Consider the following 19,910-nt stretch of genomic DNA (forward strand, 5'->3'; position numbering starts at 1 on the left):
GGGGCAATCCCGAGTGTTCGGTGTGACTATCTGAGTACAACTGTCTCGGTAGGGTCTTCAAGTGCACTCAGGTTGAACGAAATGGATATCTCTTCATCAACGACAGAGAAGCTGGAGCCTACGCCAAAATCTAGTCGATTTAAGAAGATCTCACCTTGAAAGCTAAGCTCTTCTCTATTGGAGAGATCTTTCTTGTCGAATTTGGTGTTCAGGAGAATTTTTTTGGTAATGCCGTGCATCGTAAGCAAGCCTTGGACCTTAATGTCAGTTCCTTGACGCCATTGGGTCATCGTACTGAGAAAAATAAGGCTCTTCTCCGCTTTGTTGAGTAGAAAAAGATGCCGACCGCCAAGTAACCTGTTGATATGTATGGTTTCTGATAACTTTACATAGAGCAGGTATATGACAATCAACATCTCGCAGCATATTTTAGGCCTCAAAGGGCAACGTGTAAATGAAATTAAACTGGATGACGGCGGTGTTAAGATTGTCATTCACTGCAGCCGAGACGCGCGTAGGAGGGCTATAGACCCTGCTACAGGCCAGAAGGGAAGCATCAACCAGCATGTCCGCCGACAAGTAAACGACATCCCCCTTTTTGGGTATCCTTGTGTGGTCGAGATTGAGCTGGCGCAGGTTTATATTAACAAGGGCGAACGCCGCATTGAGGGGTGTGATTTTGTTGATAAAGGGTGCCGTTTCACTCACCGATTTTGCCGACTGATCAGTGGATTATGTCGGCATATGTCTATTCAAGCGGTTTCCAGACATTTGGATATACGATGGGAAACGGTCAAGAATATCGACAGGGCATACCTTATTGAAACTCTCCCTACGCTTGATCCTGCAGAGCTAACTGGCTTGGAATATATTGGTGTAGATGAAGTTGCCCGGGCGAAAGGTCATGACTACATGACGGTGGTCTACGATATGGTTGGCGGTCATCTGATCTGGGTTGAAGCAGGCCGAACTGCCGAGGTTTTTTCAAGGTTTTTGAAACAACTGCAACCAGATACAGCCTGCAAAATAAAGGCCGTAGCGATGGATATGGGGCCTGCCTACCAAAAGGCTGTCAGAGAGTCCTTGCCGTTGGCCGACATAGTATTTGACCGTTTCCACGTCATGAAAAACTACAGCAAAGCTATCCATAATCAGCGTCGACTTGAGTTCAGAAAGGCCGATCCAAGTGGTAAAGAGTTGATGAAAGGGACGCATTATCTGTTGCTCAAAAATGCGGATAAGTTGAGTGAAAAACAAAGTGACAAGCTGCAAAGGTTGCTGGAGAGCAATAGCAACCTGAATGCACTTTACGTCTTGAAAGAACAGCTTCAGCTGCTGTGGAGTGCCGCTTCATTTGAGGCGATGGCGGAGCAACTGGAACGTTGGTGCCTGATAGCAGATCAGTCACAGATGCTCTATCTAAAAAAGTTCGCGAAATCCCTACGGAAACATTGTGTGGGCATCTGCAACTACGCCAAACACAAGCTCACAAGCGCCAGGATAGAGGCTGGTAATGTCAGTATAGGAATGATCCGTAAGCGAGCCAGAGGCATCAAGGATACCGAATACTTCAAACTCAAAATTAGACAATCATCCATTCCAGATAATCAATCTATGCTCTATTTGAAATCCTAAATCTACTCAACAAAGCGGAGAAGAGCCAAAAATAATTTTTGGAAAATTAGTGCAATCTAGAAATGAAGCGCTTTTTACTTTTAGGGACAGGGCTTTGTCATTCATGTCGACCGAGCAGGTGTCGATTGAAATTTGCACTCTATCGTTCCCGGGGTTTTCTGGGTCAGAAAAGATTGTGCCCCTGATATCGTTAAACTGTCCGTTAAACGAAGAGAGGCCAAAATAGTAGCCCTTGAAAGTGGCTTCGGCAGTTTTAGGGTCGATAGTAAATGTTTTACCGGCAGCATGTGCGCTTATGGACAGGAAAATAACTGTTAAAGAAAGTGCGAACTGTACAACCTGTTTAATCATATATGTAAACGGTTTAGTTATTACCTACCGGCCAACCTTCTACGGCAAAGGTAATTTGAACCATTTCCCCTATTACTGCTGTGTCCAGCCATTGACCAGATCCAATACCATATTCTAGTCGAGAAATCTGAGTTCCGCCAGAGGCTGCAAGGGTTTTGCTATCAACAGATGCTAAAAAGGGGAGGTCTATGTTTTTGGTAACTCCCCGCATCGTTAGTTTGCCGTGAGCTATGAATTCGTTGTCTTGAACGTTTTCAAAACGAAAGGATTCAAAAATTGCTTTGGGATGGTTTGTGCTATCAAAAAATGCAGTTGAGCGGATAAGCTTATCACGATCATTCGATTTGGTGTTTACAGAATTTGTCTCGATTTCAATTCGGATATGACTCGTGTCTAAATCTTTGGGGTCAAAGGAGATTTCGGCATTATATTGTTCGAATACCCCCTCTACATCGGCGCCGGATTGTTGAGCGACAAAGCCAACTTGGCTTTGCTTGGTGACCAAATCCCAATTTTGTGCAGCATCTGCGTGCGACCTGCCCAAAAACATAATGCCAAAAACAAGCAATGCAGCGGAAAAAAGGATACGAAAGAATATTTTCATATGAGTCTCGTGTTTCAAAAAGAGTCAGTTCCGCACCCTGCCAAACGGTAGCATGCGAACCAAAATTAAGTCTTTGTCCAGGTAATGATGTTTGAGAGCTGCGCTTATATGGACAACGATAAGCGCTGCAATCCCCCACCCTAGCAAGAAGTGGGTAGTCGAGAGCCAATCTGCAATCGTTTTATTTGAAGATATTAAATTAGGTATGGTGTAACTGTTGAAAAATACGATTGGATACCCCGATGCCCAGGAATGAATGATGCCAACAACAGGTTGGGCGACCAAAGCTGCGTATAGTCCGTACTGTACGGTATGAGCAGCAATCTTCTCAATATTCTTTACTGTGTTTGGCGGGGGAGGTGGTGGTGAAATGTAGCGCCATAAGATTCTGAGCAAGACGAGAACCAGAATAACGATCCCAAGGGATTTGTGGAGATTGTAGTGCCAAACTTTCTCCAGACTTACTGGGAGGGTACCCATCCACCACCCAAAAGGGATGTGCCCAATGATTAAAATGGCTGTGAACCAATGCAAAAATTTTGTGACCGCCCCATACTTGTCGGGGCTGTTTTTTAGTTGCATCTCATCTGTTCCTGTCGCCGGTTCTCGTCAGTATAGCTAATTTTTGTGCTGTTGGTCGCTCAACCAGAGATAGGTATTGTCATGATTAATCAACAGTCACAAATCAGTGAGGTCCGTTGTCGCTGTGAAACTGGTGTCTCCTATAAAATGTTTTTGCTCCGGTGAGTAGGGTTGTCTCCTTGGGTATTTCAGGCCGCAGTTTTAATTGATTCTGACAAAATTTTTGTGATGTCCTCGAGTATCGATGTCAGGTCGTAATTTTTTGGGGTGTACACTGCTGACACTCCTATTTTCTTCAAGGCTTCAGCATCTTCGGGAGGAATAATGCCGCCGACAACAACGGGGATATCCGACAAGCCGGCTTTAGACATTCTTGACATGATCTCTTCTACCAAAGGAAGGTGAGAGCCAGATAGAATTGACAAACCAACGACATGGACCCCTTCTTCGAGGGCCGCGTTGACAATTTGTGCAGGGGTTAAGCGTATTCCTTCATATACCACTTCAAACCCGGCCTCTTTTGCACGTACGGCGATTTGTTCTGCACCATTTGAATGACCATCCAGGCCAGGTTTCCCTACGAGCATTTTAGCGCGACGTCCAATTTTGTCCGACAGGTGATTGAGGTCTGACTGGATTTTAAGAAGTGAATGTTGATCATTTTGAGTGCTGGAAGCCTGACCAACACCAGTTGGAGCGCGGAATTCTCCAAAAATGTCACGTAAAGTTTGTGACCATTCACCGGTAGTAACGCCGGCATGTGCGCAGGCGATGGAGCTTTCCATGATATTTTGGCTCTCTTGGGCTGCTCTCTTCAGCTCCGCTAAGGCGTTGCTTACGGCAGTATCGTCCCGTAGGTCTCTCCATTGATTTAGGCGTTTTAGCTGTTCGGCCTCAGCTTCCGGATCCGCTTTCAAAAAGCCATCATCCTCACCTGTTGTGAGGGGAGAAGGTTCCGTTTCAGTGTTTTTATTAACGCCAATTACGGTTAATTCGCCACTTTCAATGTCTCGGAATCGTTTTGCTGCAGATTCTACCAGTTTGCCTTTCATGTAAGAGCTTTCGACCGCTGCAATTGCTCCACCCATTTCTTCAATCCGGCCAAGTTCTTCTCGCGCTTCACCCATTAGGGACTGGACCTTGTTTTCGATCTCAGTAGACCCATTAAAGATATCGCCGTATTCCAATATATCGGATTCAAAAGCAACGATTTGCTGCATTCTCAGTGACCATTGTTGATCCCAGGTGCGTGGGAGGCCCATGGCTTCATTCCATGCCGGGAGTTGAACGGCTCTGGCGCGAGCATCCTTGGAAAGAACAACCGCAAGCATTTCCAGTAGGATCCGATAAACGTTGTTTTCCGGCTGTTGCTCGGTAAGGCCCAGAGAGTTGACCTGAACGCCGTAACGAAAACGCCGATACTTCTCTTCTTCTACGCCGTAGCGTTCACGGCAGATTTCATCCCATAATCTGGTGAAGGCTCTCATTTTGCAGAGCTCCGTCACGAAACGTACCCCGGCATTCACGAAAAATGAGATACGGCCAACAACTCTGGAAAAATCAGCGTCAGGGACCTGGCCTGATTCCTTAACCGAATCCAATACCGAGATTGCTGTGGCCAGTGCGTATGCAAGTTCTTGTACCGGTGTCGCACCAGCTTCTTGAAGGTGGTACGAGCATACATTCATAGGGTTCCACTTTGGAACCTCGTTATATGTGAATGATATAACATCGGTGATCAGTCGCATGGATTGTTGTGGGGGGTAAATATAGGTCCCGCGTGAAAGATATTCTTTAATTAGATCATTCTGTGTTGTTCCAGATAATTTCTCTCTGGGGACGCCCTGTTTTTCAGCACAAGCGATGTAGAGGGCTAGCAACCAAGGGGCTGTCGCATTGATTGTCATCGACGTGTTCATCTGGTCCAGGGGGATATCATGGAAGAGAGTTTCCATATCACCTAGATGGGAAATAGGGACCCCAACCTTGCCGACCTCGCCACGAGAAAGTACGTGGTCCGAATCGTACCCGGTTTGTGTGGGCAGATCGAACGCAACTGAAAGGCCAGTCTGGCCTTTGCTGAGATTATTTTTGTAAAGAGCGTTCGATGTTGCCGCAGTAGAGTGGCCAGCATATGTGCGAAATAACCAGGGACGGTCAGGGGATGATGTTTTTGCTGCACCTGCGTTGTTGGTAGGTGTTTGTTGTTCTTCTGACATTCCCGTTTTCCCTAATTTTATTTTTATTGTCACTATTTATGCCATATTTCGACATAAAATTACTATATATTATTCGTTATCGCAAAAACATAATAATTGTGCATTGCAAAATAATCAACTCTCGTTAAACTAATTTTCAACAGAGATGAAGTTTTGCCTCTCCGGGCGACTGAAAGACCATCAAAAGGTGGCATAAATGGGGAAAGGCTACGATGAGTGATACGGCAAAAGTTGTGGACATCACGGTTCACCAGGAAAAAAAAGATTTATACGAAGTAGGTGAGATTCCTCCCATGGGGCATGTCCCCAAGCAAATGTACGCTTGGGCGATCCGAAGAGAGCGACATGGTGAGCCTGAACAGGCTATGCAAATCGAAGTGGTTGACGTTCCAAAGTTGGAAAACAACGAGGTCCTAATTCTGGTTATGGCTGCTGGTGTGAACTACAACGGCGTATGGGCTGGCCTCGGTAAGCCAATTTCTCCTTTCGATGTTCATGGTGACCCCTATCATATTGCAGGATCAGATGCTTCTGGCATTGTTTGGGCGGTAGGTTCGAAAGTAACCCGTTGGAAGGTTGGTGACGAAGTTATTGTTCACTGTAATCAGGATGACGGGGATGATGAAGAGTGTAATGGTGGTGATCCCATGTTTTCTTCTTCCCAGCGTATATGGGGTTATGAAACATCAGATGGATCGTTTGCACAGTTCACACGTGTCCAGTCCCAGCAACTTATGCATCGTCCCCGTCACCTGACCTGGGAAGAATCAGCCTGTTACACCCTGACCTTGGCAACCGCTTACAGAATGCTGTTTGGTCATCGTCCACATATTCTTCGCCCGGGACATAATGTTTTGGTTTGGGGGGCATCTGGCGGTTTAGGCTCCATGGCGATCCAGCTGATTTCCACGGCCGGTGCCAATGCGATTGGGGTTATTTCCGATGAAACCAAGCGTGACTTTGTTCTCTCCCTGGGCGCAAAGGGTGTTATTAATCGACGCGATTTTGACTGTTGGGGGCGTCTGCCAGAGGTTAATGACGTCGATGGCTACAAAGATTACATGAAAGAAGTCCGCAAATTTGGGAAAGCAATCTGGGATATTACCGGCAAAGGTAATGATGTGGATTTTGTCTTTGAACACCCTGGTGAACAAACCTTCCCGGTAAGCTGTAATATTGTAAAGCGTGGGGGTATGGTCGTCTTCTGTGCTGGTACAACAGGTTTTAACCTGACCTTTGATGCTCGTTTCGTCTGGATGCGTCAAAAGCGAATTCAAGGCAGCCACTTTGCCAACCTCAAGCAGGCTTCGCAGGCAAATCAGCTTGTTATCGAGCAACGTATTGATCCCTGCATGTCAGAAGTATTCTCTTGGGATGATATCCCAAGAGCACATACAAAAATGCTGAACAATGAACATAAGCCAGGAAATATGGCTGTTCTTGTGCAATCAAAACGACCAGGGTTGCGTACTCTGGAAGACGTTATTGATGCTTAGTTGTTCCCTGTTGCCGGTAGGAATGTTCACCATTTAGGATCAGCTCTAAAAAGCTAGTTGTTGATCACTACTGGAGAGCTTTTCCTACCGGATAACATTTGAAGTTAATGATAAAATTTGTTGTATGTTTCCAAGGGCTAAAGGCATGTCTGACGATCTAGTTCTGTTTTCCAAATGTGATAAAGCTGTTGAAGCTGCGGGGCTCTTGCTTGAAAAGGCGCGTAAATCCGTCTCTGAACTCATAAGCCGTGATGACCGGATAGATGCAGCCCTGCTGGAAGAACATCAGCTGGCAGCTCATGGTTATGCCTGGCTTGCGACATATGTTTCCGCATTGGAGAACATGCTTGTCTGGGCGCGTCGGTTAAAAGATGAAAATGTCTATGGTGAAACAGAAAATCTGATTTTACAGATTTCTTTTGGCGAGTACCTCTCTCAGATGAGTGGGGGGATTGCCATAAGTCAGGTTGAGATTGTCAGGCCCAGTGATTTGGGTGTGGATCAAGATGTCGTTTTCGCCTTCCAGACCGAAGAAGTCATCTCTCTGATCGACTCAGGGAATACGACTGAAAACAAAAAGCTTCTCGCGGCTTGTTTGGTCGATAGCATGGCGACCAAAAATTTTGGCGCCCTTGGCCTGGGTGACGAGACGCTGGAGATGGTACGCGATCAATTTCAAAAATTTGCAGATGATCATGCCGATGCGGCGCACGACTGGCACTTGAAGGACGAATTAATCCCGATAGAGGTTGTCGAGCAATTGGCAGAGCTAGGTATTTTCGGGTTAACCGTTCCAGAGGAATACGGTGGCCTGGGGATGGGAAAGACCGCCATGTGCGTGGTTACCGAAGAATTATCCCGTGGTTATATTGGTCTTGGATCTTTGGGGACACGATCTGAGATTGCGGCAGAGCTTATTCGACTGGGTGGTACCGAGGAGCAGAAACAGCACTGGTTACCCCGAATTTCGGTTGGCGAGATATTGCCAACGGCTGTGTTCACAGAACCCAATACAGGATCAGATCTTGGTTCCCTCAGAACCCGAGCGGTTAAAGAGGGGGATGTCTATAAGGTTACAGGCAACAAAACCTGGATCACCCATGCGGCACGCAGTGATATTATGACGCTACTGGCACGAACAAATACTGATGAGCCCGGTTATAAAGGGTTATCTATGTTTATTGCTGAAAAACCCCGAGGCAATGACAATAACGATTTCCCTGCTGAGGGGATGAGCGGTGGCGAGATCAAAGTCCTGGGCTACCGTGGGATGAAAGAGTATGAGCTTGGTTTTGATGGTTTCGAAGTGAAGTCGGAAAATCTACTGGGTGCGGAAGAAGGGCAGGGCTTTAAGCAGTTGATGGCGACTTTTGAATCCGCCCGGATACAAACGGCGGCACGTGCGGTAGGTGTAGCACAATGTGCCATGGAGTTGGGTATGCAATACGCCCATGATCGTATCCAATTTGGAAAACCACTATATAGCTTCCCGCGGGTCTTTGGGAAGCTTGTCTGGATGGCTGTGGAGACCATGGTTGCCCGTCAGCTCACATATGCATCAGCCCGGGAAAAGGATTCTGATCGCCGGTGTGATATCGAGGCCGGTATGGCGAAACTGTTAGGGGCGCGTGTGGCGTGGTCTAATGCGGATAACGCCCTGCAAATTCACGGTGGAAATGGCTATGCTGAAGAGTACAAGATCAGTCGGGTACTCTGTGATGCGCGTATTTTGAATATTTTTGAAGGGGCTGCAGAAATACAGGCCCAGGTAATTGCGAGAGGACTGCTTGCAGGGCGTAATTGACTTCAAAGATTTAAAATTTAAATACCCGCCATCGCCGCAACCTCTTGAGGAGAGTGCCCCCGTTCTCTGAGCTCTCGAATTGCAAGCGCATTGTGCCGTTTTGCTAAACGATTACCCTTTTCATCGCAGATAAGGTCGTGATGATGCCATGTTGGCACGGGAAGTTCGAGCAGGGCTTGAAGCAGTCGATGAATATGGGTCGCTTCAAAAAGGTCTTTGCCTCTGGTGACGCAGTTCACGTTTTGAAGCGCATCGTCTATCGTGACCGATAAATGGTAGCTTGTATTGATGTCTTTACGGGCAAGGACGACATCCCCGAATCTTTCAGGGGTGGCTTCGATTGTGCCTACTGCGAGATCCTGCCATGTAAGCGGCCCTGTTAAGTCTATGGCTTTATCCATTTTGAGGCGTAGAGCGTAACTTTGTCCCAGAGTGATTTTTTCTTCACTTTGAGCCGAAGATAAATTGCGACAAATGCCTGGGTAAATGTGTCCTTCTGGCCCATGTGGCGCTTTGCCGGATCGTAGTATTTCTGCCTGGATTTCTTTTCGGGTGCAAAAACAGGGATATATTAAGTTCTTGTCGTCCAGTCTTTGTAGGGCGCCTTTGTAATCATCCATATGTCTGGATTGAATTCGGACAGGTTCTTCCCATTTTAAACCCAGCCATTTGAGATCCGTATAGATCGCTTCTTCAAAAGACTTGCGGCACCGTGTGGTGTCGATATCTTCTATGCGTAACAAAAAACGCCCGTTTAGTTTCTGAGCTTGCGCCCAGGAAAAGAGCGCTGAGTATGCATGCCCCAAGTGGAGATATCCACTGGGGGAGGGGGCGAAACGAATAACTGCTGGCTCGGCTAAGGTCATGGTAATGAAATGTGTAACGAGATAAGGGGAAATGTCCAGTCGTGAGTGATCTAAAAATTCCAGACGAGAGTTTGCGTCCGGCACTTGAAGCTCTTTCCTTGAAAGACCCGGACATGGCAAGTGCCTATAGAGAATGCGGCTTACCACCTGTTCGATCGCAAGACCCTGGATTTGATGGTCTCATCCGCATGATTATCTCTCAACAGGTATCCGTGCAATCGGCGCGGGCAATATTGGCGCGATTATTGGGGCAGGTTGGGGAAATAACGCCGGAAAACATTCTCGCTCTTGATGATGAAGGTATGAAAGCGGCTGGATTAAGTCGTCCCAAGCAACGTTACGCAAGAGGTTTGGCGTCAGACGTATCGGAGGGACGATTAAATCTCGACCAGCTTGCTGAGTTACCTGATGATGATGTGATCGAAAACCTTATTCAGGTGAAGGGAGTTGGTCGCTGGACTTGCGAAGTCTACCTTTTGTTCGCCTTACAACGCCAAGACGTGATGCCGGCGGCTGATCTGGCATTGCAAGAGGGGATGAAGCACCTCAAGGGGTTGAAAGATCGGCCAAGCGCCAAAGAAATGTATGAATTATCAGAGGCTTGGCGGCCATACAGAAGTGCTGGTGCTCGTTTCTTATGGCACTATTATCACCATGCAGGGGTCGCCTGATCTCTGTTGGATAAGGGTAATTGTGCCCTTTATTGAATATTTATTAACCAATTGGCTAAAATTAGTGACCCGGCAAAATTAATCGTGTAATGTTAAATGGTTATACATGGGGGGCATGATAAATGTCAGAGGTAACTTTATCTGGACCACGTCACGAGCCGAGCTCGGGTGGGCCAGCAAAAGAGCTAATAGTTATGTTGCACGGTTTGGGCGCTGATGGTCAGGACTTGATCGGGCTTGCCCCATACTTTGCGAATGTCCTTCCCAATGCTGCTATTGTTTCTCCAGATGCACATCAGCCCTGTGATATGGCCCCTATGGGGCGCCAATGGTTTAGTCTGCAGAGTAGAGATCAAGACCTCATTCTTGATGGTATCCAAAAAGCAGCTCCGATCATCGAAGCTTATATTGCCAAGGAAATGGCACATTATAATCTCTCAGCTGACAGAGTTCTCCTGATGGGCTTTTCTCAAGGGGCGATGATGACTTATCACATCGGCTTCCGTCAGAAAGAGCCTTTTGCGGGAATGATGTGTTTTTCAGGGATGCTGGTTGCTTCTGAGCTGCTCAAGGATGAACTGAAAAGTCGGTGTCCTGTTCTGGCTATTCACGGTGATGTAGATGAAGTGGTTCCCCCTGAGGCTTTACCCGCAGCGGTAAAGACCATGATGGAGCATGAAATTACTGTTTATCAGCAGATGATTTCTAAACTTGGTCACGGTATCGATGAAAATGGCATTAGGATGGGTGTTGGCTTTGCTATGGAGACGTTGGGTTATAGTCCTCTCGAAGAGGCTTAAGTTTTATTCCGGTCAGCGCAACTATTTGAGGCTGCTTTTCACGTATGTGGAGCGGCCTTTTTTGTGTTTTTCACGTAAGGATTTCAATGAAAATAATGTGACAGTTGAATCTTAATTTTGTGTTTCTTTTGTTACGTGTACACAAAATGTTGTATGATGAGGATATATTCACTATTTATAAGTAGATACAATCGTATCGTTAACCATAGGTGTGTAAGAACCCACGGAGGTAAAACGTGGTTTCCTTTTCTGCCAATCCGGTCTTAGTTCTCAATGCTGACTTTAGGCCGATGAGTTATTTTCCACTCTCCCTCTTGTCTTGGCAGGATGCTGTCAAAGCTGTGTTTCTTGGGCGTGTCCATATTGTTTCTGAATACGACCACGAGATCCATTCCCCATCATTTCAAATGCGCCTGCCGAGCGTTGTTGCGTTGAAAGACTACGTCAATATGGATCGCCGCCCGGCGTTTACCCGTTTTCACGTGTTTTTACGCGATGGCTTTACGTGTCAGTATTGCGGGGTGCAGGAGCGATCTGAAAATTTGACATTTGATCATGTCGTCCCGCGGTGCCAGGGAGGGGGAACTTCCTGGGAGAATATCGTAACGGCTTGTCAGGCCTGTAATCTCTCTAAAGGGGGGCGTTCTCCAGGCGAAGCACGTATGCCACTTATGTCTTGGCCGCGTTGTCCTAGTATTCATGAGCTAAATGCCAACGGACAGGGCTATCCCCCCAACTATCTTCATGAAAGTTGGCGAGATTTTCTCTATTGGGATACTGAATTGGAAGGAGAAACAGAGGGCGCCATTCTGCAATAAATGGCTTCTGTTGTCGTACCCTTGCCTGATTCCGATTATGTGTTTCTTCCACGAAGAGCCATGGAACAGATAATGGCGAGCCCTAAGGAGATGGCTACGTTAAATCCCGCCATAGAGATGCCAAACAGTTCCCAAGGAGCAACATCACATCTGACAATAGGTTGATTTAATAGTTGATTGGCGAGGTCTTCAGCGGAAAGGGATAAGTCGAGGGCATCACCCTGGCATTCACTGGTACCTTCCCACCAATGATTTTCAACCCCGACATGGAAGGCCGCAATGCCCGATCCTGCTATGAAAGATAAGCTGCTAACACCAAGTGTAATGCGGGCAAGTGTCGGATTTTTACGCAAAATCCAGGCTAAGGCTGCAAAGCCAGCAGCTGTAACGTAAGCCCAACGCTGGTACATGCAGAGAACGCAAGGATAAAGGCCGCCGATATACTGAAAGGCAAGAGCACCAGCCAGCACGAGTGCGCTGGACACTATTGCGAACAAGGCCATATACCCGGTTCTTATTTCAGTGAGCATTTGTTTTATGGCGGCCATTTTATTTCTCATTTTGCTTGGATTAAAGAAGATACTTGAGAGCGACGAAGCCCCCAATAAGCAGTATGAAGAAAATTGTGGCGAGAATATTGAGATACTTCTCAATAAAAATCCGAATAGGTTGTCCGAAGTACCATAGAAGTCCGGCCACAAGGAAGAAGCGAGCTCCACGTGCAGCGACAGAGGAAACTGTAAAGACGATTAAGTTTAGATCAAGTGCACCCGAAGCAATGGTGATGACTTTGTAAGGGAAAGGTGTGACTCCTGCGCCAAATACGATCCAGGCTCCCCATTCATGGTAAAGGTCACGGAATTTGACCAGATAATCGCCTTTCCCATAAAAATCGATTATGGGTTGACCAATTGTATCAAACAACAGCGCGCCAATTCCGTAGCCAAACATGCCGCCGAGTACAGAAGCAATCGTCGCAATGAGGGCAATTTTCCATGCCTGATCCCGTGCCGCAAGAACCATCGGTATAATGAGAATGTCTGGCGGGATAGGGAAAACCGAACTTTCAATAAAAGCGATCAAGGCGAGCGCGAGCATTGCATGCGGATTGGCAGCAAGGTTCATTGTCCAGTTGTAAAGGCTACGAAACACTATTTGCTTCCTTCTAGTAATCGGGAAGCGAAGAAAACAGGACAACGTAGCTCAGGTCAAGCTTTGAACTGAGATTATCTGTTCCGAATGTAAAAACTCGGATGCTGCAACCTGGAAATATCGGCGGGGAGCCCGAATTATTATTCGAGCATCTGCACAATTGTCGCTAATGGACCTTTGTCACCATCTTCAGTTTCCATCTTGATTCGCTGGTTTTGAGTAACGCGAAAGATGCCTGACCTCTCAAGAATTCGGGCAGAGATAAATATATCCCGGCTACCATCATCAGGAGAAACAAAGCCATAGCCTTTATCAGCATTAAAAAATTTGACAATGCCTTCTATGGTTGGTTCCCCGCTTTCACTACCTGGTGGCGGTGGCGGTTCTGGCATGGATTCAACACGGTGAATATGTTTGACTTGTAAGCCTTTGTCTCCGTTTGTCAGGTCGCAGACGAGTTCTGCCCCTTCAGGCAGAGATCTGTGGCCTGCACGTTCGAGAACGGAAATGTGGAGAAATGCATCGGGTAATCCATCACCCGCTTGAACAAAGCCAAAACCCTTGGTGGCATTGAACCATTTTACCCGAGCCTGAATATCAGGCAGTTCACTCTCAGTTTGATCTATTACACTGGTTTCCAACATGGCGCACGGTTGCTCCGGACTGACCTTACTGTTGTACTCAAAGGTTTCTTCCTGAGAAGATACCAATAAGCTTATGAGGGGGATTTATTTATTTTGGACCGGCCATTCAGCGAAATTTTCCCCCCAAGAAAGCGGCCGTTTAATCTTATGATAACCTTAATCAATGATTAAGTTCTAGCCTCAGGTTACTAAAATTTGTGACTAAATGCAAAAGTTCATGTTTAGCGTGTAAATAATGTGTCTTCTTTTTGAATGATTATTTTTTTAAAAAAGGAGGCTTGCTAAAGCCGTGTGCATGAGTAATATGCGCCCCCAGTGCCCCCGTGGTGGAATTGGTAGACGCGCGTGACTCAAAATCTCGTATCTTCGGATGTGCCTGTTCGAGTCAGGCCGGGGGCACCATTTATTTTTCCCTAAAAAAATAGCCGTATAAAAAACGAAAAACTTCGTATTTTGGCTAGCCTTGGTCTCCCTTAAACGAATATTATCTATTCTCATGCTTTTGGGAATACATTCCCTTTGTTTCTGCTGCGTTGAGGAGAATGCGGATGGCAAAATTGGATGCCGTACAGGCACATGTTTTGGCAGAATTGGCCAAGGAACAGGGCGAACAACTTCGCTTTATGGCCAACCTGGATTTACGTCTCGTATTTGGTTACTTAACGGCGCAATTTATTCTCGTTGGATGGATGACTGGACAGGAGGACATTGCTCTTCACATTGTCGCGGCGATACTCTTGGTTAATGCCTTGCTTTTTTCGGTCATTGTCCTCTTGCTTATCCGCCATGGACGACGACGTCATCAAGCTTCTCAAACCTCAAGAAATATCGATTCGGCCCTAAAGCTTTATGATCCCGGATTCTATTTTGAAGGCCGGATTAAGAATCCAGATCGCCAAAGAGAAACAAATCCTCTTCTATTGTATTGGCACCCGATCTACATTTTCATCTGCTCAGTGGCTTTTTTCGGCGTTAGTCTTCTCATCGGCTTTACGTATCTGTTTTAGCCACTTGAATAGAATGAAGCAGATGTTGCCAGATATAGTTAATGGCAGTCTCTTTTCCAGTTTCTCTTTTTCGTAATAAAATGATCTGTCGCGAGTAGGCTTGCATCGGGATTATTATTTTCTCCAAATTAAGGCCTTCAGCCCAGGGAGCGGGCCAGTTCGGCACTAAAGCAAGGCCAAGTCCTGAGTTTACGAGAACAGTAATCGCTTCAAGGGCATCAAGTTCACAAAACTCTTTTACTCTAAGGTTCTGACCTTCCAGGTACGACGTTACGTAGCCCCCACCCCAGGATCTCTGATCATATCTTATGAAGGGATGTCGTTGGAGTTGTTCGTGTAAGCTATCACTCAGGATGTTGCCGTTGAGCGTTTCATGGCTTTTTGTTGTCTGGTCCAGAAAATCAACAGCAGCGATAAGGCAAAGTTCTTCATGGTGCACTTCTGAAATACTAAGGCCTTTTGGGATTTGGAACGGCGGTTGAGTAATGACAACGGCATCAAGTTCATCTGCGAGCAGCCTGTTATATAATTGTGCAGAAGTCCCTGGGTGTAACTTTATCTCTAGATCATGATCGCTGTTACCGAGTGACTTTAAAGTACCGGGAATGATACCCGTCATCGCGGTGGAAATCGCACCAAACTCAATCCGTCCTGAAATCTTATTCCGATTGAGGGCTTCAAGTAAATTACGCTGCTCTTTAAGAAGTTCTATGGCATGAGGCAGTATTCGATTAGCTGCTTCCGTTAAGCAAACCGTTTTTCCTGCTCTCAGGGTGAGAGGAGTATCCATAAGGACTTCTAGTGCTTTAAGCCGTTGGCTTACTGCCGTCGGGGTCAATCCCTGTGCTCGGGCAGCTTCTGCAATTGAACCATATTGAGATACCGCAATTAGGCTTTCAAGAAATTGGCTATTCAAAAGATAGATATCCTACTGTTTGAAAGAAGAATAATATAGTAATTGTTCTTTTGAGGTTGTGCTAGAAATCCTTCAACGTTCTATAATTTGAGGGTAGATTTGATGAAGAGCCTATTTCACCTAGCTTATAATGTTAGTGATCTCAACGAAGCACGGAATTTTTACGGGAAAGTACTTGGCTGTGAAGAAGGACGCTCTGCCCCCACATGGATTGATTTTGACTTCTTTGGTCATGAAATTTCCCTTCATATTGGCGAACCTTTCAAGACAGAGGCTACGGGGCAGGTTGGTGGTATTCTGGTTCCTATGCCACATCTCGGCGTGATACTAGAGTATAAAGACTGGATTATTGTCGCTGAGAAGTTGAAAGCGGCACAAATTTCCTTTGTACTGGAGCCAACGGTTCGTTTTGAGGGAGAAGCGGGAGAGCAGTGGACGATGTTCTTTTATGATCCTTCAGGTAATCCAATCGAGATAAAGGGGTTTAAGTCCCTGGATAAGGTGTTTGCATCATGAGCATTCTTTTGCTGACGAGTGTGCCGTCTGAAGAAGAGACCATGTGGCTCAATTCTCTTCGTGCCTCTTTACCAGAAGAGGACATTGTTCTTCAGGATCAAGTCAGGGATAAGGAGGCCGTGGATCTCGCGATTGTTGCCAATCCGCCTCAAGGGGTTTTGAGCACGTTGCCTAATCTAAAATGGATTCAAAGTCTTTGGGCCGGTGTTGATGCTCTTCTCGATGATCCAACGCTACCCGAAAATTCACCCTTGGTGCGCCTCATTGATCCCACCCTGGCAAGATCGATGGCTGAATCCGTTGCGACCTATACTCTGATGTTACACCGCAAATTTCCTCTCTATGTTTCTCAGCAAAGTGAAACCAATTGGAAACAACACGATATGCCTTTGGCGGTGGATCGTCAGGTCGGCATACTTGGCTTGGGTGAAATGGGACGTGCCTCTGCTCAATTGCTCAGTCAGCTAGGCTTTAATGTTAGGGGGTGGAGCCGCTCTCTTAAGAATGTAGAGGGGGTAGAGTGTTTTTCTGGACAACAAGGGCTCTCGGACTTTCTAAAGGGCCTGGATGTCGTGGTTAATCTCTTGCCACTAACCAGTGAGACAAGAGGAATATTGTCGAGATCACTTTTTGAGCAACTTCCCAAGGGCGCGGGGCTGCTAAACTTTGGTCGCGGAGGTCATCAGGTTGAAGGTGACGTTATCAACGCCTTGGATAGCGGGCAGTTATCACATGCGGTTCTAGATGTCTTCTCGCAAGAGCCCTTGCCGAAAGATAACCCTCTTTGGCAGCATCCCAATATTACTTTGTTACCACATGTTGCAGCGCCGACCAATCCGGGAACTGCAGTGCAGATTGTGACGGAGAATGTTCGAAGTTTTCGTGCGACAGAAGTTATGCCCAAGACTGTAGAGAGAACTGCAGGATACTAGTCTAAACCGCGTGTCCTGCGGCATGTCCGGAGGCCCAAGCCCATTGGAAGTTGAAGCCACCGAGGTGGCCTGTCACATCGACGACTTCGCCAATAAAGAAAAGGCCGGGGCAGGTTTTGCTTTCCATGGTCGCGGAAGATAGGTCTTTGGTATCGACACCACCAAGCGTGACCTCAGCTTTGGCGTAACCTTCATCGCCAGATGGGGTGATAACCCATTTATGAATGCCGTCTGCTATGGCCTTGAGCTTGTTACTACCAAGATCCGCTGGAGTGCGGTTTTGGGATTTACGATCAACCCATTCCTGCGCGAAGCGTTTGCTTAGGAATGGTGCAAGAACATTGGTAAGAGATTTTTTCTTGTTTTGCTCATTTGTCAGCTCATCTTCTATGTTTTGGCCTGGCAGTAGATCAATGCAAAGTGATTTTCCAGGCTCAAGATAAGAAGAGATTTGCAAGATCGCCGGGCCGCTGAGGCCGCGATGAGTGAACAGGAGGTTCTCTCTGAAACTCTGCTTTTTAACCGAGGCGATACAGTCTTGGGAAATACCGCTTAACGTTTTGCAAAAGGCCTTGTCATCTTCGTTCAAGGTCAGTGGGACCAAAGCGGGTCTTATCGGTGTAACCGGGATATCAAACTGCTTGGCAATCTGATGACCAAAATCCGTTGCACCAATTTTGGGAATAGACAAGCCACCCGTGGCAATGACAAGCGAGTGAGTTGTCAGCGTGCCTTCACTGCTTTCCAGAGAAAAGTTTGGCATTCCGGTTTTTTCGGGCAGAGGGTGAACACCCTTAATGCTGACGGGGTTCTTTATACTTACTTTGGCGTCACGGCATTCTGCCAACAACATGTCGATAATCTCTTGTGCGGAGTTATCGCAAAAGAGCTGTCCCAGTGTTTTTTCGTGATGTTTGATCTGATATTTGGCCATGAGATCAAGGAAATCATACGGTGTATAGCGAGCTAGAGCTGACTTACAAAAATGTTTATTATTGGAAATGAAGTCGCTGGCTGTGGTGTGAATATTGGTAAAGTTACAGCGCCCGCCGCCAGAAATCCGGATCTTCTCGCACAGTTTCTTGGCGTGATCGACAACGAGGACTTTTCGTCCACGCTTTCCAGCCTCAATCGCACACATAAGGCCAGCGGCACCGGCTCCAACTACGATCACATCCCAATCTTGCATCAGTTCTCTCTTTGCTTGCCCAGGAGCTTTTCAAAATCAGGGCTGCTTCAACATACTCGCAGGGTCATAGCCGAATTCTGCATCGAGTCCAAGCCTGTCGCAAAGCAGAGCAGCTATGAAGAGATAAGTATTGGTGGAGATGGTGGATAAAGTGCTTGATTTTGCTCTGTAATAGCCATTCGTCTTCGTGTTGTGGTATAACGCTCAATATCAAATGCCAATCAACAAAAAGCGTTGCATGAGGTAGGAGGAGGTACAGTTGGGGATAATTCTTTTGTGTGGAGGGCTATTTCTTTTCGCCTTTCTTCATCTGCTTACGGCAACAAAATCTATACGGACACCTCTAGCGAAACGTTTTGGGGAGGGACCCTACAAAGGTGTTTTTGCGCTGCTTTCTCTTGTGGCCTTTGCTCTGGCTATGCATGGCTACGCGTCGATGGATTACATCGAATATTGGCAGCCAATCAGAATATTAGTGTTGGTTCAGACTTTTGTCATTATGCCTGTATCAGTGACTTTACTGGTTAGTTCTTACGTTTCGCGCGGAACCCAGCGAATTACCCGTCATCCCATGCTTACTGGCGTTGCGTTAGCTTGCTTTGGGCATTTGCTGGTGAACGGGGATCTCGCCGCGATATTCCTTTTTGGTGGCTTGGCTATTTACTGTGTTGTGGCAATGCTTTGGAGTGATGTTCAGGCTAAACTATCGGCTGAAGAAAAGGTGCAACAGTTCTTGGCACAAACTGGCTACGTACCCGCGTTCACAAGGTTAAGGGTCACGCCTCAGGACCTTTTGCCGCGATTGGGAGTGCTTGGGCCTGCTATTGGTGTGGTGATGTATGGTCTGGCTCTTACTTATCATGGCCAGGTTTTTGGGGTATCACCACTGTCATCTATTGCGAGTTAGTCACAATTTCGCCCCGTAACCTTTGGCTCTTAATCTTAACAACCAGAGATTGTTAGATGGATTTTTTTGTTGAAAATTTCTCTAATCTACCTGCTATCCTCGTTTCTATCGGATTTTTACTAACTCTTATTGCTTTTGTTATCAGCGATATATTGTGGCTTAGGGTCTTCACCATTGCAGCTAAACTCGCAATGGCCATAGCTGCCCTTATGCCTGAATCTGGTCCCATGTGGCTATCCTTTGCTGGCAACATGTTGTTGGTCGCCATCAATGTGGTTCACTCAAGCCTATTGATCATGGAGCGTCGTCGCTCATGTCTGTCGATGGAAGAGCAGCAGCTTAAGGACAAGGCTTTTCCCTCAATGGACCGCGTCTTTGTTAAAAGGCTTTTTGCGGCTGCCAGGTGGTGTGATCTTGAGAAGGGCGATACTCTTCTTGTTGAGGGGGAATGCCCAGATAAACTTTTTCTCTTTCTTGAGGGAGAAGCCTTTGTGTCGGTAAGGCACAAGCGCATCGGCGAAATTGGGCCCGGGCAATTTGTTGGTGAAATGTCCTTTTTAACCAGGCAAAGCGCTGGGGCTACGGTAGTTGTTCGTGAACCTTCTCGATGTCTTGTTTGGCAAAGGGATATTGTCGAAAAACTATATAAGCAGGATCGGGATTTACAAATGATATTAACAGCAGCCATTGGTGTTGATCTCGCTGGGAAAATCCTTTTACAGAATCAACGAACTGCTGGTGTAGACTAGTGATGTGATTTTGCCCGAAGCGAAGTTCCCTTGCTTTTTTGGGTAAGCAGTT

General features: G+C 46.6%; 22 protein-coding genes and 1 tRNA gene. 12 read left to right on the forward strand and 11 right to left on the reverse strand.

Going from position 1 to position 19,910, the window contains the following annotated elements; genetic code table 11:
• Positions 1-26 precede the first annotated feature (26 nt).
• Positions 27-416: a YceI family protein gene (locus ACOGW3_RS14860; RefSeq protein WP_419903698.1), complete on the reverse strand. Its 390-nt coding sequence runs from the start codon at positions 414-416 to the stop codon at positions 27-29.
• On the opposite strand from ACOGW3_RS14860, the gene ACOGW3_RS14865 reads away from it, so the two are divergent.
• Positions 403-1,635: an ISL3 family transposase gene (locus ACOGW3_RS14865; protein WP_419901077.1), complete on the forward strand. Its 1,233-nt coding sequence runs from the start codon at positions 403-405 to the stop codon at positions 1,633-1,635. The genes ACOGW3_RS14860 and ACOGW3_RS14865 overlap by 14 nt on opposite strands.
• 6 nt (positions 1,636-1,641) lie before the next feature.
• On the opposite strand, the gene ACOGW3_RS14870 is transcribed toward ACOGW3_RS14865, so the two are convergent.
• From ACOGW3_RS14870 to ACOGW3_RS14885, 4 genes are all read right to left on the reverse strand, one after another.
• Positions 1,642-1,986 carry a YceI family protein gene (locus ACOGW3_RS14870; protein ID WP_419903699.1) on the reverse strand — a complete coding sequence of 115 codons (345 nt, stop codon included), beginning with the start codon at positions 1,984-1,986 and terminating at the stop codon, positions 1,642-1,644.
• Between the two features lie 13 nt (positions 1,987-1,999).
• Entirely contained in the window at positions 2,000-2,590 is a 591-nt protein-coding gene (locus ACOGW3_RS14875; protein ID WP_419903700.1) for a YceI family protein, read from the reverse strand.
• A 24-nt stretch (positions 2,591-2,614) separates the two neighbouring features.
• Positions 2,615-3,172, reverse strand: coding sequence for a cytochrome b (locus ACOGW3_RS14880; protein WP_419903701.1), 558 nt, complete (start codon positions 3,170-3,172; stop codon positions 2,615-2,617).
• Positions 3,173-3,360: 188 nt separating this feature from the next.
• Positions 3,361-5,391, reverse strand: coding sequence for a protein meaA (locus ACOGW3_RS14885; protein WP_419903702.1), 2,031 nt, complete (start codon positions 5,389-5,391; stop codon positions 3,361-3,363).
• Between the two features lie 212 nt (positions 5,392-5,603).
• Between ACOGW3_RS14885 and ccrA the strand changes: the two genes are divergently transcribed.
• Positions 5,604-6,887 carry a crotonyl-CoA carboxylase/reductase gene (gene ccrA / locus ACOGW3_RS14890; RefSeq protein WP_419903703.1) on the forward strand — a complete coding sequence of 428 codons (1,284 nt, stop codon included), beginning with the start codon at positions 5,604-5,606 and terminating at the stop codon, positions 6,885-6,887.
• A gap of 145 nt (positions 6,888-7,032) precedes the next feature.
• Positions 7,033-8,691 (forward strand): acyl-CoA dehydrogenase family protein, encoded by a 1,659-nt coding sequence (locus tag ACOGW3_RS14895; RefSeq protein ID WP_419903704.1) that lies wholly within the window; start codon positions 7,033-7,035, stop codon positions 8,689-8,691.
• A gap of 17 nt (positions 8,692-8,708) precedes the next feature.
• On the opposite strand, the gene gluQRS is transcribed toward ACOGW3_RS14895, so the two are convergent.
• Positions 8,709-9,557, reverse strand: a complete 849-nt coding sequence (gene gluQRS, locus ACOGW3_RS14900) for a tRNA glutamyl-Q(34) synthetase GluQRS (protein ID WP_419904064.1) — start codon at positions 9,555-9,557, stop codon at positions 8,709-8,711.
• Positions 9,558-9,598: 41 nt separating this feature from the next.
• Here gluQRS and ACOGW3_RS14905 point away from each other — a divergent pair, with 41 nt between their 5' ends.
• The 3 genes from ACOGW3_RS14905 to ACOGW3_RS14915 all read left to right on the forward strand — a co-directional run bounded on the left by ACOGW3_RS14905 (position 9,599) and on the right by ACOGW3_RS14915 (position 11,846).
• Positions 9,599-10,228: a DNA-3-methyladenine glycosylase family protein gene (locus ACOGW3_RS14905; RefSeq protein WP_419903705.1), complete on the forward strand. Its 630-nt coding sequence runs from the start codon at positions 9,599-9,601 to the stop codon at positions 10,226-10,228.
• A 122-nt stretch (positions 10,229-10,350) separates the two neighbouring features.
• Positions 10,351-11,028 carry an alpha/beta hydrolase gene (locus ACOGW3_RS14910; RefSeq protein WP_419903706.1) on the forward strand — a complete coding sequence of 226 codons (678 nt, stop codon included), beginning with the start codon at positions 10,351-10,353 and terminating at the stop codon, positions 11,026-11,028.
• 290 nt (positions 11,029-11,318) lie between these two features.
• Positions 11,319-11,846 (forward strand): HNH endonuclease, encoded by a 528-nt coding sequence (locus ACOGW3_RS14915; protein ID WP_419903707.1) that lies wholly within the window; start codon positions 11,319-11,321, stop codon positions 11,844-11,846.
• A gap of 35 nt (positions 11,847-11,881) precedes the next feature.
• On the opposite strand, the gene ACOGW3_RS14920 is transcribed toward ACOGW3_RS14915, so the two are convergent.
• The 3 genes from ACOGW3_RS14920 to ACOGW3_RS14930 all read right to left on the reverse strand — a co-directional run bounded on the left by ACOGW3_RS14920 (position 11,882) and on the right by ACOGW3_RS14930 (position 13,642).
• Positions 11,882-12,394: a disulfide bond formation protein B gene (locus ACOGW3_RS14920; protein ID WP_419903708.1), complete on the reverse strand. Its 513-nt coding sequence runs from the start codon at positions 12,392-12,394 to the stop codon at positions 11,882-11,884.
• A gap of 22 nt (positions 12,395-12,416) precedes the next feature.
• Complete coding sequence (locus ACOGW3_RS14925; RefSeq protein WP_419903709.1) at positions 12,417-12,998, reverse strand: YqaA family protein; 582 nt, start codon at positions 12,996-12,998, stop codon at positions 12,417-12,419.
• A 140-nt stretch (positions 12,999-13,138) separates the two neighbouring features.
• Positions 13,139-13,642 (reverse strand): cold-shock protein, encoded by a 504-nt coding sequence (locus tag ACOGW3_RS14930; protein ID WP_419903710.1) that lies wholly within the window; start codon positions 13,640-13,642, stop codon positions 13,139-13,141.
• A gap of 317 nt (positions 13,643-13,959) precedes the next feature.
• Here ACOGW3_RS14930 and ACOGW3_RS14935 point away from each other — a divergent pair.
• Positions 13,960-14,044: transfer RNA gene (locus tag ACOGW3_RS14935), tRNA-Leu, on the forward strand.
• 146 nt (positions 14,045-14,190) lie between these two features.
• Complete coding sequence (locus ACOGW3_RS14940) at positions 14,191-14,649, forward strand: hypothetical protein (RefSeq protein ID WP_419903711.1); 459 nt, start codon at positions 14,191-14,193, stop codon at positions 14,647-14,649.
• Here the strand turns inward: ACOGW3_RS14940 and ACOGW3_RS14945 are convergent.
• Positions 14,633-15,565, reverse strand: coding sequence for a LysR family transcriptional regulator (locus tag ACOGW3_RS14945; protein ID WP_419903712.1), 933 nt, complete (start codon positions 15,563-15,565; stop codon positions 14,633-14,635). The genes ACOGW3_RS14940 and ACOGW3_RS14945 overlap by 17 nt on opposite strands.
• 102 nt (positions 15,566-15,667) lie before the next feature.
• Between ACOGW3_RS14945 and ACOGW3_RS14950 the strand changes: the two genes are divergently transcribed.
• Positions 15,668-16,081, forward strand: coding sequence for a VOC family protein (locus ACOGW3_RS14950; RefSeq protein WP_419903713.1), 414 nt, complete (start codon positions 15,668-15,670; stop codon positions 16,079-16,081).
• Entirely contained in the window at positions 16,078-17,013 is a 936-nt protein-coding gene (locus ACOGW3_RS14955) for a 2-hydroxyacid dehydrogenase (RefSeq protein ID WP_419903714.1), read from the forward strand. The genes ACOGW3_RS14950 and ACOGW3_RS14955 overlap by 4 nt, the downstream gene beginning before the upstream one ends.
• A gap of 1 nt (position 17,014) precedes the next feature.
• On the opposite strand, the gene ACOGW3_RS14960 is transcribed toward ACOGW3_RS14955, so the two are convergent.
• On the reverse strand, positions 17,015-18,202 hold the full coding sequence (locus ACOGW3_RS14960; protein ID WP_419903715.1) for an NAD(P)/FAD-dependent oxidoreductase: 1,188 nt from the start codon (positions 18,200-18,202) through the stop codon (positions 17,015-17,017).
• 259 nt (positions 18,203-18,461) lie between these two features.
• Between ACOGW3_RS14960 and ACOGW3_RS14965 the strand changes: the two genes are divergently transcribed.
• Both ACOGW3_RS14965 and ACOGW3_RS14970 read left to right on the forward strand, forming a co-directional pair.
• Positions 18,462-19,109 carry an NnrU family protein gene (locus tag ACOGW3_RS14965; protein ID WP_419903716.1) on the forward strand — a complete coding sequence of 216 codons (648 nt, stop codon included), beginning with the start codon at positions 18,462-18,464 and terminating at the stop codon, positions 19,107-19,109.
• 56 nt (positions 19,110-19,165) lie between these two features.
• Positions 19,166-19,858 carry a cyclic nucleotide-binding domain-containing protein gene (locus ACOGW3_RS14970; RefSeq protein ID WP_419903717.1) on the forward strand — a complete coding sequence of 231 codons (693 nt, stop codon included), beginning with the start codon at positions 19,166-19,168 and terminating at the stop codon, positions 19,856-19,858.
• The last annotated feature ends 52 nt before the right edge of the window (positions 19,859-19,910 follow it).

The sequence above is a fragment of the Kiloniella sp. genome (assembly GCF_965205715.1).
Lineage (GTDB): Bacteria > Pseudomonadota > Alphaproteobacteria > Kiloniellales > Kiloniellaceae > Kiloniella.